The sequence below is a fragment of the Pseudomonas sp. Marseille-Q1929 genome (assembly GCF_017316265.1).
Lineage (GTDB): Bacteria > Pseudomonadota > Gammaproteobacteria > Pseudomonadales > Pseudomonadaceae > Aquipseudomonas.
The window spans coordinates 12,105-32,591 of sequence record NZ_JAFLWU010000015.1 but is presented as its reverse complement, the minus strand read 5'-3'; the positions used below and the strand labels follow the sequence as shown (position 1 = coordinate 32,591).

The 20,487-nt window shown below is 62.0% G+C and carries 4 protein-coding genes; 1 reads left to right on the top strand and 3 read right to left on the bottom strand.

Annotated elements, in window-relative coordinates; translation table 11 throughout:
• The first annotated feature begins 59 nt into the window (after positions 1-59).
• On the top strand, positions 60-1,760 hold the full coding sequence (ureC, locus tag J1G37_RS17005; protein ID WP_207043605.1) for an urease subunit alpha: 1,701 nt from the start codon (positions 60-62) through the stop codon (positions 1,758-1,760).
• On the opposite strand, the gene J1G37_RS17000 is transcribed toward ureC, so the two are convergent.
• The 3 genes from J1G37_RS17000 to J1G37_RS16990 all read right to left on the bottom strand — a co-directional run bounded on the left by J1G37_RS17000 (position 1,757) and on the right by J1G37_RS16990 (position 20,473).
• Positions 1,757-7,639 carry a DUF6543 domain-containing protein gene (locus tag J1G37_RS17000; protein ID WP_207043604.1) on the bottom strand — a complete coding sequence of 1,961 codons (5,883 nt, stop codon included), beginning with the start codon at positions 7,637-7,639 and terminating at the stop codon, positions 1,757-1,759. The two genes, ureC and J1G37_RS17000, sit on opposite strands and share 4 nt — an antisense overlap.
• Positions 7,640-7,705: 66 nt before the next feature.
• On the bottom strand, positions 7,706-13,453 hold the full coding sequence (locus J1G37_RS16995; RefSeq protein ID WP_207043603.1) for a DUF6543 domain-containing protein: 5,748 nt from the start codon (positions 13,451-13,453) through the stop codon (positions 7,706-7,708).
• A gap of 69 nt (positions 13,454-13,522) precedes the next feature.
• Complete coding sequence (locus J1G37_RS16990) at positions 13,523-20,473, bottom strand: NEL-type E3 ubiquitin ligase domain-containing protein (RefSeq protein ID WP_207043601.1); 6,951 nt, start codon at positions 20,471-20,473, stop codon at positions 13,523-13,525.
• Between the last annotated feature and the right edge of the window lie 14 nt (positions 20,474-20,487).

The following is a 20,487-nucleotide window of genomic DNA, read 5'->3' as shown; positions in this document are numbered from 1 at the left end:
GAGCTGGCTTGCCTGCGATAGCGATTTCACATTCAACACAAATATTTCAGGGCACACACATGAAAATCAGCCGCCAAGCCTACGCCGACATGTACGGCCCCACCGTCGGTGACAAGGTCCGCCTGGCCGACACCGAGCTGTTTGTCGAAGTCGAACAAGACTTCACCGTCTACGGCGAAGAAGTGAAATTCGGCGGCGGCAAAGTCATTCGCGACGGCCAGGGCCAAAGCCAGTTGCTCGCCCATGAAGTGGTCGACACCCTGATCACCAACGCGCTGATCATCGACCACTGGGGCATCGTCAAAGCCGACGTGGGCCTGAAGAACGGCCGCATCCACGCCATCGGCAAGGCCGGCAACCCGGATATCCAGCCCGGCGTGACCATGGCCATCGGCGCCAGCACCGAGGTGATTGCCGGCGAAGGCATGATCCTCACCGCCGGCGGCATCGACAGCCATGTGCATTTCATCTGCCCGCAGCAGATCGAAGAAGCGCTGACCAGCGGCGTCACCACCATGATCGGCGGCGGCACCGGCCCGGCCACTGGCACCAATGCCACTACCTGCACCTCAGGCCCGTGGCACCTGGCGCGCATGCTCCAGGCCAGCGATTCGTTCCCGATGAACATCGGCTTCACCGGCAAGGGCAACGCCAGCCTGCCCGAGCCGTTGATCGAACAGGTCAAGGCCGGCGCCATCGGCTTGAAGCTGCACGAAGACTGGGGCACCACCCCGGCGAGCATCGACAACTGCCTGAGCGTCGCCGATGAATACGACGTGCAGGTGGCGATCCACAGCGACACCCTCAACGAATCGGGTTTTGTCGAGACCACCCTCGCCGCGCTCAAAGGCCGCACCATCCACACCTACCACACCGAAGGCGCCGGTGGCGGCCACGCGCCGGACATCATCAAGGCGTGTGGCTTCGCCAACGTGCTGCCCAGCTCCACCAACCCGACGCGGCCGTTCACCCGCAACACCATCGACGAACACCTCGATATGCTGATGGTCTGCCATCACCTCGACCCGAGCATTGCCGAAGACGTGGCCTTCGCCGAAAGCCGCATCCGCCGCGAGACCATCGCCGCCGAAGATATCCTGCACGACCTCGGCGCGTTCTCGATGATCAGCTCCGACAGCCAGGCCATGGGCCGCGTCGGCGAGGTGATCACGCGCACCTGGCAGACCGCCGACAAGATGAAAAAACAACGCGGCCCACTGCCTGGCGACGGCCCTGGCAACGACAACTTCCGCGCCAAGCGCTACATCGCCAAGTACACCATCAACCCGGCGATCACCCACGGCGTGAGCCACATCGTTGGTTCCATCGAAGTCGGCAAGTGGGCCGACCTGGTGCTGTGGCGCCCAGCGTTTTTCGGGATCAAGCCGACCCTGATCCTCAAGGGCGGCGCCATTGCCTCAAGCCTCATGGGCGACGCCAACGCCTCGATCCCGACGCCGCAACCGGTGCACTACCGCCCCATGTTCGCCAGCTTCGGCGCCTCGTTGCACGCCACCAGCCTGACCTTTATCAGCCAGGCCGCCCAGGACGCCGGATTGCCCGAAGCCCTGGGTTTGAAAAAGCAGATCGCCGTGGTCAAGGGCTGCCGCGAGGTGCAGAAAACCGACTTGATCCACAACGATTACCTGCCGCAGATCGAGGTTGACCCACAGACCTATCAGGTCAAGGCCGACGGCGTGTTGCTGTGGTGTGAACCGGCCGAGGTATTGCCGATGGCCCAGCGCTACTTTCTGTTCTAGGCCAGCGGGTTTTCCCGCAACTCGGTGCGGGTCAGGCTTTCGATCAACGCGGTCTCCTCAGCTGCCAACCGGGTTTTCAGTGCATTAGCCTGGTCCAGGTATTCGCCGCCGGACAGGGTGTCATTTTCTGTCTGCTCAAGCATCGCAGCGAGTCGCTCGTGGTAGGGCTTGCTCTGTGCTTCTAACTGCGGTCGATACTTGTTGGCGACGTAGTCCTTCCAGAAGTCGCGGGTCAAGATGGACTGCAACTCTTCAGGCGAGTTGTCCAGGGCACGGATACGTTTGAGGGCCTTGTCCAAGTCGGCCTGCTTGACGCCGCCCATGGCGACGAACTGCACGAAGTCCGGTTGGCCCGGCAGCGCCAGCTTCTCCTCGCCCTTGAGGCCGTAGCGATAAGCCAGGCGGATTTCGACGTCTTCAAGCCGATCAATCTTCGCGCTTCTCTGCTCAGGCGACAGCGCCGGGTCATGGTTGATATCACGCGTGCGCTTGGCGATATCCGCCAGGGCGGTTTTCTCCACTTCGTCCAATCGAAACAGCCCACGGGCCAGTTTAAGCAACACCGGGCCCTGGGTCGCATCGGTCGCCGAGACTTTGGCGCGATAGACCATTCGCATGATTTCCACATTACTGAACGACAGTGCTGCTCGATCACAGCAGGTGCCACGTCCCGCCCACGTGAACATTTCCTCACGCAGCGCATCGGACTCGACACTGTGCTCGGTGATGCTGTCGATCACCTCCCATACCCGCCGTTGCAGGTCGACATGGCCGCCGTCGGCGGCCTTCAGGTCGTCGAGCATGCGGAAGAAACCGTCGCCGTTGGGTTGATCGCGCAGTTCCAGCCATTGCGCCTGGCGAGCGTGTACCCGCTCTGGCAATTCACCCACTGCCCAGCGGCGAAAGGATTGCCCCGCAACACGCAGGGGAACTGGGCCGCGCACCTCGTGGCTACTGGCAATCAGAACGTTGAGGTACGCATTGGAGGTCAGGCCGGCAAGTTCCACCCGTCGCTGATAGTCGGCGATACCTTGCAACGTCACCTCGCTGAGTGGGTTGCCCCTCAACATGACACGGCAGCGTAGCGGCAACGAAGCCGCCAACTGATCATCTGCCGGGGCTATCACGTCCTCAGGCAACGTGGTCAGCAGGTTGTTGTCCAATAGGATGCTGTCGAGCAACGGTTGCGAACCGAGCCCGGGCGGCCAGTTGGCGATGCGAGTATTGACCAGGTTCAGTGAACGGATGTCCGGAATCAGCGTGAAATCAGGGCTGATACCCAGAGGGTTGTTACCGAGTACCAGAGCCCTCAGCCGCGTCAGACCGCCCAGTGTGCGGACGCTGTCGGGGGTCAAGCGAATCTGGTTATTGCTCAAAAACAACCGGGTCAAGTTGGGCATTTCGCCCAGTGCCGGCGGCAGTTCGCGTAACTGGTTCTTGGACATGTCCAGCCAGCGCAGGCCACGAAATCGCGAGAGGAAGGCTTCAGGTGACTCCGTCAGGCCCATGTTCTTGAGTTGCAGCGAACCGACCCCCTCGAAATCCATGGTCAAGTCCGGAAGGCTGGTCAACCGCAGGTCGCTGAGGTCAAGCACCATGCCGATGGGGCTGCCGTCACGCGCGGTTTCCTGCGCCAACTCTCCCCTCCAGGCCTTGAGTATGCGCACTTTAGCCGTGTGCCAATCATCACGCCCGCCGACCAGCTCCCGCGCATGACTCATGCGCACGTAACGCTGGCGGGTACCTCCGCCCCTGAACACCCACGCATCGAGCGCTTGGTTGAGCGCGTCGAATTCTTGGTCGAGCCGGGCCAATTCAGCCTCCAGCCTGTCGCCCAGGTCCACGGCGTACGCCCTGGCCTGCCTGATGGTTTTATCGGGAAACAACCGCCGAACCCGGGCAATCGCAGGGGTTTCAATGGCAAAGGCGTACTCCTGCCCCTGCGCCATCAGTTCAGGATGGTTCTGTGACAGGCGCAGCCAGTACCTGTCCAGATCCAGGATGGTTTGCGCCGACAACGCGTTACCGCGCAAGTCAGTGACGCTGTTGATTCTGACGACTTTATCGAAGTGCTCCGCAGGCGGGTTCAGATGCTCTGTCGGAATCGTACGTAGCTCGTTGTAGCTGAGGTCGAGCCTCCTTAGCCCTCCCAGCTTTCCCAACTCTCGCAACCCCGTTGGCCACTGCTGTAACCCGGCACGGCTCAAATCCACGATTTTCAGGCGGGGCATGGTGCTCAAATCCAATGGCAGGCCCAAGGGATTTCCCCTCAGATTCAGCGCCTCCAATGCGGTCAAACGCCCCAACTGTTCGACACCCGCCCGCGTCAGACGTATGTGATTGTCCGATAACGACAGCTCGGTCAATTGTGGCATCGCGTCAAGCCCTTCAGGCAGCTCGGTCATGGCCGCACGTTCGATGCTCAAATGCTTGAGCTGCCCGAAACGGCCAAGGAAGGTTTGTGCCTCGGTAGTCCAGGGGGTGTTCCACAGCACCAATGTATCGACATGGCTGAAATCGGCGCTCAGGCCCGGCAGGTTGAGGGGGCTTCCAGATCGGATTTTCAAGCTGTTCGTTTCGCGGCGCCAGCAGCCTTTGATGGCGTCGGCATATTCCCTGACGGCCCCGCCACGGCGGTCGAAGGCAGTGGCAGCCTCTTGCGGCATATTGGCGTGCGCCCAGCGTTTCAGGTCACGTTCGAGCGTGGCGTATTCGGCTTCCAACCGTGCCAGCCCGCCCCGGACGTCGGTGCCCAGGGACTCAATGAAGGCGCTGATCTGGGCATCGGAGAGCGTCGGGTACAGCCTGCGCGCGCGTTCCTGCGGTGAACGGAACAAATTGCTGACCTGCCGCCGAACACCCAAGGCTCCGCCCAACAAGCGCATCGACGGGTCGTAGGCGGGTTTGTGCAAAGGGTTTTCGAGTAACACCGTACGCATCAGCCCACGGGGCAAAGGTGATTGCTGAATCAGTGCTTTCAACTGCGATGGATTCGCCACGCCCAATGCCAGGCGCTCTTCGTCGGTCAGGCTGTGCCACATCGCCGAGTAGATATCGCGAGGCAAGGGCCCTTCGAACTGACCGTTTTCTTTGATTATCAGGATCTTACGCTCCGCCGCAGCCGAGTCACCAATGGCATCCATCAGTTGCCCGGTGGCGGTATGTTCGCGCAGTTCGACGCGACTGCCGCGTTTCCAACCGGGCAGGGTTTCCAGCGTACGCAAGGCCAGTCGCTGGCTGTCCGGGTTGGCCAGCGCGTCGACATACAGCCCTTCATAAGCGCGTGACACGCGCAGTTCCTGCACCTGCCATTGGGCGTTTTCGTGCACGTTGTCGGGCAATCGCCCGCGACGGCGAAACGTCTGCAACTCTTCAGCCGTGAGGGGTCTGAGCAAGTGCTCAGCCATCGAGCGCGGCAGGGTTGGATAGGCCGCCTGGATCAAGCCGACATCGGGATCATTGCCAAGGGTGTGCGCCTGATAGCGTTCCTGCACCAGCGTATGTTTGAACGCCTCGGCTTGGTCAGCAAGGTACTGGCGCAACAATCGAGCGCGCTCGGGCAGTGGCTCGCCTGCTTCGCCGGGGAATTCGCGCAGGGCCGGGGCCACGCCTTGCAGGGTGTACAGCACTTCGTTGAGCAACTCGCCCCGGGCTGACATGCGCTCATCGAGCACCACCACGCGACGTGCCACCGATGGCGGTGCGGGATCATCCCACAGCCGGTTGCCAGCGGCGTCCAGCACGCGCAATGTCGTATCGCCGAGCATGCCGCGACGCTGCAACAGCTCCATTTGCAGCGCCGGATCGGCCTTGGCATATACCGCCGGCTCGCTGGATTTCATCTGCGCGACAAAGCTTTCGACCTCCTCGGCCATTTTGAAGCGTTGCAAGGTGTCGGCCAGTGCCAGCGGGGTGGGTTGATGGTCGAGGTAACCGGCGCGCAACGTATCGGCGTCGACACCGCTGGCCTCGCTCGCCTGCAGCAGACGCTCGCTGCTCACGCCCTCCGCCGGTTGCCCCAGACGCCGCAACACGGTCGGGCGATCCCAGTTCAATGGCTGTTCCGCCTCGTGCAGCCAGGCCTGTTCGTGGTTATGTTCCAGGCGCGGCGCGTAGGCCTGCGCGCGTGTTGGATGCTGGATCTGGTAATCGCCCGTGAGCGGGTCATGGCGCACCTGATAAGCGTCGCCCTCGTGGGCCAGTACGGTCTTGCCTTCGTGGGTATACAAGCCCAGGTCATTGGCGCGTGCGTCGGCGGGCAAGGTGATGGGTGCCTTGTATGGGGCAATTTCCGGGCGCCAGAGTTTTTGCTCGCCGCTGTCCATTGTCACCGGTTTGAGGCCGTCTACCAGCGACGACGCCTGGATATGCGGCAGCACCTTGGCAGCACCCGCCAGAGCGGCCACGTTCATCGCCACGCTGGAAAAATGCGCCCACATTTCGCGAATTTCGCTTTGCTCGTAGGCTTCAATACCCTCGAACACCTCATCGGTCAGTTGAGCCGCCCCCACCGTCAGCATCAGCAGGCCAAGGCCTGGCACTGCAAATGCGGCGACGCTCCACAGGTTGATAACCGCCTCCACATAACTTTGCAGCCGCTGCAGGCGGGCCTGGCGATTTTCATCACCGGTAGGCACCGCGACGGCGCGGGCATCACCGAAGATCTTGCGGACCTGGGACTGGCGCAACGCATGCCAAAGGTTGCCGGTGATCAGGAACTCATCCACCGGTAAATTTGGCAGCCTTGATTGTTGTGGATAATCACTGTCGCGGCCCAGCCCTTCATCCGGCCGATATAACCGGTTGAACTGTTGAAAAAACGTGCCTTGCTCGCGCGCCGGGATAAACCGGCTGAAAAAGCGCCGATAGGACGCGCTGTGTAATCGCACGCGCAGGTCGGCCATGAAGTCGCCGCTGTTGGCGTATTCCTTCAACGGCTGCACCGGGTCGTTTGGCAACCAGGCCACCAGGCGCTCGGCGCGACGACTGCCTTGCCGCTGCGGCCCGATCAACAGCGGCCCCACCAGGACCGCGCCAAACACCTTCAGCCCCGCAACGACCACAGGCTTGCCGTCCAAAATGGCCCTTGCCGGGTCGGCCAGCAGTTGCGCCAACATTGTGCGGGCGGCGGCGCTGACCGTGCTAGCGCGCAAGCTGGCCAGGTCGACCTCCAGCGCCAGTTGCTCGCGTGCAAACTGCTCAAGTTGCTGCTCCAGCGCCTGGCGTTGGGCGCTATCGTCTGGCTGCACCACGGCCTGGATATGAGCCTGGTATTGCTTGCCCAGATCCAGCGTGCGGCAGAGTTTGGCAAACCCATGGGGCGTAATCGCCACGGCGTGGCGAGCCAGCACGTCATAGGTGGGGAGCACCTCGTCATCATAGGAACCCCAAGTGGTGATGATCCGGCAATCGGCGCAAGGCAACGGTTTTTCTTCGCTGGGCTCAAAATTCGCCAACGCAGCCTCCAGCAGGGAATGCCCCTGGTATTGGGCCGTCAGTGAGGACTCGCGAGACTCATCGACATCCAAAAACTGGGGGATATAGCCAGGGCTCGGCGGCTGGAATTTACGCGCGAAATACACCCGATGGACATCCAGATCCAGGTTGAACTGTTGCTTGATCGCCGCCTTGAGCTTGGGCTCGGCGAACGCAACGATGTCTTCGATCACGCCCAGGCGGGACTCGATGGCGTTCAGGGCTTCGCGCATTCGGCTGTGACCGGCCGCCAAGGCAAACTTGGCGCTCGCGTACCCGGGAGGCAGTTGCAGCGGGTGATTGGCGAGTTCCTGTTGGCGCCGGGCGGATGCCTGGGTGAACCAGGTGGGAATGCGTGCTTTGATGAAGTCGTAATGAACGTTTTGACTGTGTGCTTCTGACATTGGGGGCCATCCGTGACGGGTAAAAAACCAGCCTATCGAACAGCCCCGGCGCCAACGCCTATTTAGTTATCGTGTGCCAGATTCTGGCGGTCCGGCCAGCGGATTTTCCCGCCACTCGGCACGGCTCAGGCTTTCGATCAATGCCGCCTCATCGATGGCCAATTGATCCTGTACCACTTGCGCCTGAGCATCGCAGTCGGCGCGCGTGAGCTCACCGCTCTCAAGCCGTTCGAGCAACTGCGCCACCTGCTCGTGCGAGGGCTTGCTCAGTGCGTCGAACTGCGCACGGTATTTGTGGGTGATGTAGTCCTTCCAGAAGTCGCGGGACAGCAAGGCCTGGAATTCCTCGGGGGAGTTGTCGAGGGCCAGGATGCGCGTGCGGGCGGCGGTCAGTTGGTCCGAAGTGACTCTGCCCAAAGACGGGAACATCACATGGGTCGGCTGGCCCGGCAGGTCCAACTGCTCTGCGCCCTTGAGCCCGTAACGATAGTCCAGGCGAGTCTGCACCTCTTCCAACAGCTGGATCAAGACGTCCCTTTCCCCGGGCGAGAGCGTCGCGTCGCTATTGATCGCCTCAGTGCGTGTGGCGATATCGGCGAGTGCGGTCTTTTCCACCTCATCCAGGCGAAATAAGCCTCGCGCCAGTTTCAACAGCGCCGGGCCTTGAGAGGCATCGCTTGCCGCGGCCTTGGCGCGGTAGACCATGCGCATGATTTCCAGGTTGCTGAACGACAGTGCCGCCCGATCACAACACGCGGCCCGCCCCGCCCAGGTGAACATTTCATCGCGCAGGGCGGCAGATTCGGGGTTCGGCTCGGTGATGCTGTCGATCACCTCCCAGACGCGGCGTTGCAAGTCGTCATAATCGGTGAGGGCGATTTGCAAATCGTCCAGTACCCGGAAAAACCCGTCGCTGCCCGGTTGGTCACGCAGGCTTATCCACTGCGCGGTCCTGGTGCCCGTTTGCTCCGGGCTAAAGCCTCGGCTCCAGCGCTCGAACGCAGCATCCACTGTTCTGACCACCATCGGTGTGCGCAAGCCCAAGGCGCTACTGACCAGCTGTAGCTGGCGATTGCCAGGCACCAACTGTTCACGCTGCAACCGCGCGGCATGCACCCGCACCTGTTGCAAAGTCGACTCGGACAAGGGGTTGCTGCTGACCTTGGTGATGGAACACAGGCGAGTCGAACGTACAAGCTCATGGTCAGCAGGCGCGATGACTTCATCCGGCAGTGTGGTCAGTTGGTTGTCACTCAGGTCGATTTCGTCGAGCAACTCTTGGGAGCCCAACCCGGTGGGCCAGTGATCAATGTCGGTGCCCTTCAGGCGTAAAGAACGGATATCCGGGATCTGCGTGAAATCCGGCACCCGGCCCAAAGGGTTGCCATCCATCCACAACGCCCTGAGGGTGGTGCACTCGGCCAGCATCCGGGCGCTTTCAGCGGTCAGGCTGATCTGGTTATTGTCGAGGAACAGCCGAGTCACGCCGTGCATTTCACCCACGGCCGGCGGCAATTCGCGCAGCTGGTTGTTCGACATATCGAGCCAGCGCAAGCCACGGAAGCTGCTGAGAAAACCCTCGGGCGAGGTTCGCAGCCCCATGCCCCTCAGCTTGAGCGAGCCGACGTGGCTGAAGTCGGCCTCCAGGTCCGGCAGGCTGGGCAGCCTCAAATCACTGAGGTCCAACTCCAGCCCGAAGGCTATGCCGTCGTGGGACAGCTTTTGCGGTGTATCGCCTCGCCAGCATGCGAGGATCCGGACTTTGGCCATGCTCCGATCATCGCGGGTGGCGGCGTTTTCCAACACCTGGCCCATGCGCACATAGCGCTGTCTCGTGCCGCCGCCGGAGAACACCCAGGCATCGAGCTGATCCTTGAGCGTGGTGAATTCCAGGCTGATCCGGGCCAATTCGGCTTCAGCCTCAGCCCCCAGGTTCCAGATGTATTGTCGGCACTGGCCAATGTCATAGCTGGGGTACATGCGCCGCACCTGGGCGAGCTGCAGGGTCTGGGCTGCAAACGTGTCGCCGCGCCCGTCGCGCATCATCTCGGGGTGGGTCTGTGACAAACGTTGCCAGTAGGCGTCCAACGCCTGCCCGGCCTCGGCAGACAAGGGGTTGCCGCCCAGGGCGATTTTCTGGTTGAGATTGATGGTGCTTTCGAACTGCTCAGGTGAGGGTTCGAGGCGCTCAATCGGGATGGTGCGCAGCCGGTTGTCGCGCAGGTTGAGTTCCTGCAGATGTACCAACTCGCCAACGCCGCCGGGCCACTGCTCAAGGCCTGCTTTATTCAAGAACACATAACTCAACTGCGGCATGCCACTGAGGTCTGGCGCCAGCCCCAGCGGGTTTTCCGACAGGTCCAGCAACCTCAGCCGGCTAAGGCCCGCCAATTGTTCGACACTCTGAGGCGTCAGCCGGATACGGTTTTCGGACAGGCGCAAATGGGTCAGGCGGCTTCTCTCGCCAAGGCCTTGAGGCAGTTCGGTAAGCCCAGACTTGCGGATATTCAGCAGCTTGAGTTGCTTGAAATTATTCAGGAAGGTCTGCGCGGCTTCGCTCCAGGGCGTATTGCACAACTTCAGGGTTTCAACGTGGCTGAAATCAGCGTTCAAGGCCGGCAGCTCAAGGGGGCTTGCCGGGGTGATTTCCAGGTTGAGCGTTTCGCGGCGCCAGCAACGTTCTATTTCATCGGCATAGGTACGCACCAACCCGCCCCGGCGATCAAATGCGGTGGCATTCGCCTGTGGCGCATTCGCGCGAACCCAGGTTTTCAGGTCTTGTTGCAGGGTCGCATATTCGCTCTCCAGGCGTGACAAGCCACCGCGCACATCCGCTCCGAGTGAGGTGATGAACGCGCCCACGTCGGCCTCACTGAACCTGGGATACAGCCTCAGTGCACGCTGCGAAGGCGTGCGCAACGCGTTGCCCGCAGTGTTCAGCAGTTGACGGATACCGCGCCCGCCACCGAGCAGGCGCATCGACGGGTCGTAGGCCGGCTTGCGCAGCGGATGCGCCAGCAACAGCTCGCGCGCGGCCTCGCGTGTCAGTTCCGAATCCTGCATGTGCGCCTGTAGGCGCTGGCTGTCTGCGCTCGCAAGCGACTCCACCGTCAAGCCTTCGTAGGCACGTGCCAGGCGCAGCTCTTGTACCTGCCATTGCGCTTGCTCCCGCACCGCTGGCGGAAGCAGGCCGTGGCTGCGAAAAAGGCTCAACTGGTCGGCGCTGAGGTTTTTCAGCAGGTGCTCTGCCATAGGGCTTGGCAGACTGGGGTAAGCGTTTTGCATCCGCAGCACATCAGGGTTGGTACTGCGGTTGTGCGACTGGTATCGCGTTTCCACCAGAGTGCGCTCGGACGCCTCGGCCTGCTCGGCCAGGTACTGGCGCAACAGCCTGGCGCGTTCGGACAAGGTGTCGCTGGCCTGACCGGGGAACTCGCTCAACGCCCGATCATTAGCTTGTAGGCTGCAGAGCAGCTCCTGCAGGAACTCGCCGCGCCCCAGCCCGCCCTCAGTCAACGTCACTGCAAGGCGTGGTTGCTGCGCAGACAGCGGCTCACTCCAGAGTTGTTCACCGCCGTAGTCGAACAGCGTGATCGCCACCTCCGGCAGCATGCCCCGGCGTCGCAGCAGGTTCATTTGCAGCGCGGGGTCGGCCTTGGCGTATTGCGCCGGATCGGCCGATTTCATTTGCTCAATGAAGTCCGTCAGCGCGTCGGCGGCCTTGAAGCGTTGCAGGCTGTCGGCCAGCGCCAGGGGCATGGGTTCGTGGTCGATATGCCCGGCGCGCAGGGCGTCGACTTCTATGCCGCTGGCCTCGCAGGCCTGTTGCAAGCGCAGCTCGGAGACACCGTCCACCACCGCTCCCAGGCGCCGTAAGGTGGTGGGTTCGTCCCAGATCAATGGGTGCTCCGTCTCATGCTGCCAGGCGCCCTCGTGATTGTGGGCCAGACGTGGCGCATAAGCCTGCGGCCGAGTGGGGTGCAGGATACGGTATTCGGCCGTGACGGGGTCGCGCCGCAGCGCAAAGTGCTCGCCCTCCAGCGGCACCACGGTCTGGCCCTGGTGGGCATATAAACCGAGCACGTCAGGCTGGGCATCCGCGGCCAGTTGCAGCGGGGCCTTGTAGGGCGCGAGGTCGGCATTCCAGAGTTTTTGCGCGCCGTTGGGCAGCGTGACGGGTTGGAGTGTTTCGATCACTGGCGGGGTACTGAGGACCTTGCGCACCCCCGCGCCACCGGCGGCCATCACACCGATGAAGGCCAGGTTTTCCGCGACGTCGGTCAAGTGCGCCAAGGCAGCCTCGCGGTCGCCATCGTGCCACTCCACCACGCCTTCAAAGGTTTCGTAGAGCAGTTGGGCAGCCATTACGCCCATCATCACTTCACCCAGGCCCGGCACGAACATCGAGACCAGATTCAATGCGAACAACCCAGCCTGCTCAAGGTCAGCGATTTTTTTCGCGCGGGCCTGGGCATCCACCTGCGCCGTAGGCACTGCATGGCCAAGGGCATCGGCGATCAGCTTGGCCTGCAATTTATCGAAATTGTCCCCCCACAGGTCAACGTTCTCTTGCCACAACTCGCGCTTGGAAATGACGCGGATATGAAAGTCCGGATTCTCGATCGGCTCGCGCACAGGCTTGATCGGGGGTAGCTGTTTGGGCCCAAGGAAGATCGAGACTATTGTCGAGACAAACGGCAGCACATATCGGCTGGTTCGAAAAACGCCATACGCATCACGCGGCTGTTCGGACGCTTCCTGGGTCAAACGGCGCCAATAGGTAGGCTGGTCGGTATAGGCCAGATGGTAACTGAGGAACTGTTGATAGCGACCTGGACCTGCGCTGGGCACGTCAGCCATCAACTGGCGGGTCAGTTCGGCCTCCAGGGCCTGGCGACTGGGGTATTTTTTCAGCGGGTGTTCCGGGTCGTGGGGGATGTACACCAGCACGTCTTGGGCCGCCTGCTGTTTTTCCACCGCCACGAACGCCGTGCAGCCTGACAGGCGCAAGCCCATGAGGCTGACATCGTTGAACCACACCGGTTTGCCGCCATCGCGTATCTCACGCTGATCGGCAATCACCGCCTGGATTACCGCATAGTCGCCCGCACCGATATCCTGCTTGAGCAGCGCCAGATAGGCGGCGGCCTGCAACGCGTCTTTCTGCGCCTGGATCACCTGCGCACGCAGGCCATCGGCCGTCTGGAAAAACTGCTTGAGGTAAGCCTGGTACTGCGCGCCGATATCCAGCGTGCGACAGAGCTTGAGGAATGCCGGGATACTCAAGCCCAGTGTCACGCTAGCGTCGCGTTCTCCAGGCCCGGCCTTGAAGCGCGAGGTCGAGGTAAACGCTCCCGGCTCGCATTCGCTGTCCTCAAAATTGTGCAGCGCGGCCTGCAACAGCGACAGGCTCAACACCGAAAAGCTGCCGACGCGGATGCCCAGTGCGCCAAGCTCAACCGGGTTGCGCAGGTCGATGTACGTTGCGTCCAGGTCGGGCTCGACGTTGAACTGGGTTTTCAGCGCTTCGGCCAGCAACGGCTTGGCAAATGCCTCGGCCGACTGCAAGCCTGCCATGGCCTGATCAAGGGTATTGCGAGAGTCCGCGCTGGCGGCGTTGTACTGCTGCATCTGCCGTTGCTGGGTGGCATCGAGCGTGCTGAGCCAATCGACAGCATGGGTTGAAACACCCTTGAATGCATCGCGTGTCGGCGCCGAAGCCTGGATCAGCCAGTCCGGCGTTTTTTGCTTGATCAGCTCGTACGCTGCGGTTTGCGGCTCAAGGCCGGGGGGCGTGGTTGGATCAGCGGGCATGGTCTTCAATTCCGAATCAATGAAAACCCGGAGCAGACCATGCCCGGCCAAGCAGCCTGCGGTAGTTAGTTAACGGGGCAGGCCAGCGGAGGTGCCCGGTTGCTGCGGGTCACCCGCCGTGGGGTTCAAGGCCGCGTCCGCTCGGCGCGAAAGTGCCAGTCGGGTTTGGGTTTCGTCAGCTTGCAGCTCATGGTCGAGGGTTTGCAGAGCACTGAGATAGTCCTCGCCAAAGTCTGCGTGAGCCTCTTCCACGGCTTCACGCTGTTCGGCACTGCGTTGAGCCAGTGCGGCAAAGTCGTCGGGGTATCGGCCCTTGAGGTAATCAACCCAGTAATCGCGACTGATCAGGTTCTGGTAGAACACGTCGGTTTTCTCCAGCGCTTCGATGGCTTGGGCCTCGCGCTCCATCACCGGGCCACTGATCGGGATCGCGAAGCGCATGCGTTCGGGCACGCCTTGCAGCGCGAGCCGGTGCTTGAGGCCAATCAAATATTGCAGGCGCACCTCTGCCGGATCGGAGTGGGGTCGCATATGCCTGGCCGCCAGTTGTTCAACCTGCTCCAGGCGAAACAGGTTGCGCGACAGCTTCAGCAGTGCCGGGCCTTTGCTTGCCAGGTCGCTGGGGTCGAGGCCTTGCAGGGTCTCGAATTCCAGCACTTTGATCTCCAGCCCGCTGAAGGTGAGGATACGCCCGTCAGTGCAGGTGCCATGGGTGCTGGACAGCGCGAACAGGGTTTCACGCAATTGACTGTCTTCGCCTGCCGCCTTCATTACCCGCCAGACCCGTGCAGTCAAGGACGCGCGGGACGCATCGAACTCCTTGGTTTGCGGCAGCAGCGATAGCAGGTTGAAGAACGCTTCGTTGTCGGGTTCGGCTGCCAGTTGCTCCCAGAGGGCACGGTTGTGCGCCTGTGCGTCGGCGGGCAAGTTCTCCAGCCAGGTATCGCGATACATCTGCTCTGTGTGTGCACCTTCCAACTCCTCGTCAGACTGCACGGGCGACACATCGACCTCGGAGTCGCTCCCCCCCTCGCCACTGCTGTCGATGCTTTGCGGGTGCTCAAGCTCGTCAATCTGCTGCTGGATATTGGCCGGGCTCATACCCAGCACTTCGGCATCCTCTGCGAGGCCGACCCTGGCGGCATACGCCTGCAAGCGGTTCAGATCGTCCAACCCAAGGCCGAAGTTATCTGACATGTCGACGCCGCTTATTAACTCATCATGCAACCCCTCCAAGGCACCGGCCGGGATATCTTCAAGTTGATTGCTGCTCAGGTCCAACGTACGCAAGGACGCCGACTGCAGTGTGCCTTCGGGCCAGTGCTTCAACTCGTTGTTGCTCAGGTTCAACGTCTGCAAACGGCTACCGGGCTCGATGCGAAAACTGTCCAGGTCGCAGTAGCTCAGGTCCAGCCATTTCAGGCGTTCAAGCGAATTCAGCATGGGGTACAACCGTTCAGCGTTATTGAGACCGATTGCCGACAGTTCCAACCGCTCCAGCTCAGACATACCCTCCACGGCGTCGGGAAACGCCGTCAGGGGGTTGCTGCTCAGCACCAGCGTCCGCAACCGTGGGAAGGCCCGCAGGAACCCGTCGGAACCTTCGGTAGAGAGTTGCACGCCGTTGAGATTCAAGGATTCGACATGCTCCAGCGTGGCGGGCAGCTCGGGCAGGTTACCGAGGGTCATGCCGTGAAAACTCAGCTCGCGATCGGCGGCCTCGGTAACGGTGCAAACACCGGCGCGCCAACTGGCGATTATTTTTTCGCCCGCCGCCCGACGCACTCCGGACGTCACCACATGCCCGCGCTCGAGGTTGACCATGCGCCGGAACAACCAGCCATTCAAACACCGCGTCAGCGTGTCGAAGCTGCGCTCCCAGCCCTGGATGCGCTCGCCCACTTGCGAGTCGTCCAACCCTTCGCTGCGCAGGCGCTCAAGCCATTGGCCAGCGCCTTCGGAACCCAACGCCGGGTGCAGGCGCTGCAACTGCTGCGCCAACGACGTTCCCCCCTCAACGGGCAAGGGCGCCAGCAAAGGCAAGAGGTGTTGAGCCACTTCGGAACCGCTTTCTAGCGGAGGGAAAGCATCGAGGATCGGCTCTTGCTCAAACAGTCTCAAGCTTCCTTCCGGCAAGCCCAGCCGCTGTTCAATCCGCTGGCGCGCCGTCGCCAGCGCGGCGAGTGTGTCGGCAGTCAACGGCGTGCCAGCAAGATGGGTATCGAGCAGCAGGCGGTCCTGTGCCAGCACTGCGTCGGGCAGATGGGTGATGTGGCTGGCGCGCAAGTCCAGCCACTGCAAATGCGGCAGTTGTTCAGCCCCCACCGGCCAACTGCGCAGGGTGCTGCCGGGTAAGCTCAACGCCTCCAGGGCTTGCAAATGACTCACATCCAACGCGACCACTTGGCTGCCGCTCAGGTCCAGGGTGCGCAACCCGCTGAAGCCTTGGATGAACCTGCTCAGTTGTTCCTCAGGCACCCGCGCGTGTTGCAGACGCAGTGTCGTCAAATGCGCGAAACCTTCAGCCGGTAGTTCCGGCAAGGTGGTGAGCGCCAGGCTGGGCAAGGTCAACAGTGACGGCTGGTCGAGGCCATAGCGCTGGCACACGCCCTGATACCAGGTACCGCGCAATGCGGCGGTTGTATCGGCTCGTGCGAACTGTTCCAGCCGATCCGGCGCTTGGCCGGCCCAGGCTTCAAGGCGTTGGGTCAACTCACTAAATTCGGCGGCCAGCCCCCCCATGGCGTCCACCTGCGCCTGGGCATCAGGCCATTTGACGAAGAACGCCGAGGCCAAATCCAGACTGCGCGACGGGCTGCTCTGAAACGGTCGGCCCAGGTGATCCTTGAACCGCCCGATGCAATAGTCCCGGACCATTTGGTGCGGGTCCATCACGTGCTCCGGCTGGGCTTTAACAAAGTCAAACGCAGCGCTGAAGCGCTCTTGGGTCAAGTTCGACCACTTGAACGACAGCCCGGCCCATAGGCGCCCGCGCCCCGGCTCGAAGAGTTGCGGCGGCAACGCCTCGATATTCGTGCCCTGCAGTTCCAACTGCGCCAGGTCGGGCAGCCCGAACACACCCACTGGAAAGTCGCGCTCCCCGCCGCCCGAAAGTTTCAAGCTGCGCAGCGTGCTCATGCGGCTGACATCAAGCGGTCGCGGCAGCCGATACGCCGAGTTCAGGTTCAGGTGTTGGAGTTGAGTCAGGCCTTCCAGCCGCGTCTGTTCCCCCCCTGAAATGTTGGTCATGGGCTCGATGTGCAAACGCGTGAGGTCGCGCAGCCCTTCCAACCCGTCGATTAAGCTATGCAGCACCGCGTCGCCGCCCACCACCGTCAGGCTTTGCAACCTGGGAACTTGACTGAGCAATTGGCCGATATTGCCTTCGATCAGTCCGCGCCCCTTCATCGTCAAGCTGCGCACATGGGAGAAATCTGCGCCCAGGACCGGCAAGGCGGCGTCGCCATTGAGCACCAGGTCGGCACTGCCCGGCGACTCGCTCAGCGGGCCGCGCTGCCAACTTCTCCTGAGTGCAGTTGCCATGCGCGGCCGTGGGTCATTCCCCGACAGCCACATCTCAAAAGGATCTGCCGGGGCCGCGGCCTCCCAGGCCCTCAGCGTGCTGTCCAGGGTTTCCCATTCGCGGCGACGGTTCTCCAGCAGGGTGAGCACTTGATGATCGTTTTTGCCCTCGCGCAGGTGTGCCAGCACAAACTCATTCGCCTGTGCCTCGGACATCAGCGGGTACAGCGCCCGAGCCCGGCTTGCCAGCGCAGCCACTGCACCCTCGCCGCGGCCACTGAGCGGGTAACCCAATAGTTTTCCGGCAATGCGCCGTGGGGGGTTGAACCAGGCTTGCCGTGCCGGCGTACCCTCAACGATTTGCGTCGACTCCACGGGGTGTTCGGTGGCGTAGTCGATGATCATCCGTCGCAGTTCCTGGCTTTGCCCCACATGCGGCACCCCCAGCGATTGGCGGGCGTCATCAGGTAGGGCATGCAGGATCGACGCGTAGAAATTGTCACCGTAAGGCGCCAGGCTGTTGAGCGCTTCGCCGCGTTCGTTGAACGCCTGGTAGACCGGCCCTTGCTTGACCAGGTATTTGCGCTGGAGGGCGCTCTCGCTGCCGATACTGTCCAGCAGGGTGCCGTCGATGCTGCCGGCACGGCTCTCCAGGCGCATCCCGTCCGGCCAGCCCGGCAGCTTACTCAAGGTATGCAGCGCCAGGTGCTTGCTGTCGGCGGACTGCATGTTTTCCATGTGCAAGCCTGCATAGGCGCGGCCAACGCGGCCCTGGCGCACATACCAGCGCGCTTGCTCCTGCAGCGCCAACGGCACGCGCCCGGTCTTGCGCAGCCGGGCAAGTTGCTCGCCATCGGCATCGGCCAGCACGCTTTGCGCGGCGTGTTCGCTCAGGCCGGGGAACAGGCGTTGCAGCTTGGCGACCATGGCTGCGGGTTTCTCGGTGCCGGTATAGAGGCTGTCGAACAGCGCTGGCTGGCGCGTGCGCGCGTACTCGGCGAGCTGCTTGCGAAACTCCTGGGGCCGGCTCTCACGCACGCGCGCCGGTTCAGCGCCGAGCAGGCTGACGACTTCGGTTTCATCCAGGGCGTCGAGAATATGCGCCGGCAATTTACTGCTGAGTACATCGGCGCGGCTCACCCGGATCGGCGCCTTCAACTTGACGCCTGGGTACAAGCGCTCCACCCCATAACGCTGCGATGGCCCTGCCAGGCTCGGTTCATCGAACACCTCTAGCACCCGCCCCACTGGCCAGCGCGGCATTTCGGTGACCAAAGGCAAGGTGTACAGGTAGCGCCCATCCACCGCACGCCCGGTGCTGACCTGTTCGATCACCTGCGCCACGTCCTGATCGGCCTTGAAGATCCGCAGCGTATCGGCCAACGCAGGGGGCGGTGCTGCGTTGTCCATATGCAGCTTGCGCAAGGCGTCATCGCTGGTGCCACTGATGTCGGCGATACTCACCAATTGCTCATCGGTCAACCCATCAACCGCAGGCCCCAGGCGGCGCATCAGGGTTTGGCGCTCCCAGGTCAGCGGCCGGTCCAGGGTATGCCGCCAGGCACCGGCGCCATTGTGGCTCAACAGGGGTTGGTAAGCCTCGGGGTTGGTGGGGTGCTGAATGCGCCAGCGTGCAAGCGAGGTATCGAAGGTTTTTTCATAGACCTCTCCCGACAAACGAATATAGCTCTTGCCAGCGTGCAGGTACTCGCCCTGTGGGTTGGGGCGGATATCGGCCGGCAAGCTCACCGGGCTTTCGTAACCTTTGAGGTCTGTGCGCCGCAAGCGTTGCTGCCCGGAGGGCAGGGTCACCGGGTCAAGGTCTTCGATCAGCGGTTCGGGTTTGGCGGCAACGAGCTTGGGCAGAAGCTTGCCGCCCGCGGCCATCACCCCCAGCAGCGCCAGGTTTGCAGCGACGTCCACCAAGTGCGCCTTGGCGGCCCGGCGGTCGCCTTCACTCCATTCGATGGTGCCCTCAAGGGTTTCGTAGAGCAGTTGGCCGACCATCACGCCCATCATCACCTCGCCCAACACCGGTACGAACATCGATACGGTGTTCAATACCAACAGACCCACATTGAGCAACTTGGCGAGCTTTTCGGAGCGTGCGCGGGCGTCGACATCGGCGGTGGGCACGGCGTGACTGCGCGCATCGGCGAGGGTCTTGGCGCGGTGTTGGTCGAACAGGTAAGCCCACAGATCAACGTTGTCGGCCCAAATGCCATGGCCCTTGCGCACCAATGCGGTGGGGTTCAGATAGGGGTCCGGCTCGGGTACTTTGGCGGGCGGCGGGCCAGGCGGGAACTCTCGCACGCTGGTGAAAATCATGAATGGGTTCAAGCCCTTGCTCAGTTCACTGAGCAAGGGCACATAGGGCGCCACCTTGGCCGCGAACGTTGGCGCTGGCACATCCTCGGTGAACGCATCGAAATACGCCGCAAGGTCGCCATAGGCCACGAATTGGCTGAAAAACCGTTGATAGGTTGTCGGGCTGCCATCCCCCGGGTCCGGGGTATCGCGCGCAGTGAAGCGTTGCTTGAACATCGCCTCCATTTGCGCCCAAGTGAAGCGTTTCAACGGATGATGCGGGTCATGGGGAATATAGAGAATCAGCTCATCGGTGTACCGATACTTCTCGCTGATGACAAAAGCCACACAGCCACTCATGCGTTTTTTTACCAGGCCAAGGTCGCGGAACCACACCTGTTTTTTGCCCATCCACGGGTCTTTTTCGCCATTGACCACCGAGAGAATCATTTGATAATCGGCCGGTTCGATATCCTTGCGCAGCAACGCCAACTCGGCCGCCGCTGTCAGGTCGGCCTTGCGTGCATTGCTGAACTTGTACTTCAGCGCCTGTTCCGTTGCCGAATCCTTGGGGTGCAGGTAGTCATTGAGGTAGCGCTGATACTGCGCGCCAATGTCCAGTGAACGGCACAGGCCGGTGAACTGCGCGACGGTCATCGCAGTGCTGAGCGGCTCGACGCTATCCCCCGTTGCGTTGCGGGTGAGAAACCCCGACGAGGCATGAAACGCCCCGGTTATACACTCCCAGTCTTCGAAGTTATGCAGCGCGGCTTGCAACAGCGGCAGGCGCAGCACTTCGAAACTGCCAATAGTGGTGCCGAGCACACCGAGCTCGATGGGTTTGCGCAAGTGCACGAGCGTCTTGTGTACATCCAACTGCACCTTGAACTGCTTCTGCAACGCATTGACCAACAGCGGCTCGGCAAAGCTGTCGATGTCTTGTAGCGGCGCCACGGCCTTGTCGAGGGCGGTTTGCGCGGCGAAGCTGGCGGTGAATGCTTGATTCAGTGTGTGCCGCTGGGTAGGTGATGCGCGTTGATACCAGTCTGGCAGTTGCGCAGGGGCATCTTTGAATTGCGCACGGCGTGCGGGCGTGGCGTTGATCAGCCAGGCGGGGCTGGCCTTTTCGAGGAAGTCGCGGTGGATACTACGGGTTGCCGCCGGCAGGTTGCCGGAAGAAAGATCGGCCATGATGTCGCTCCGGT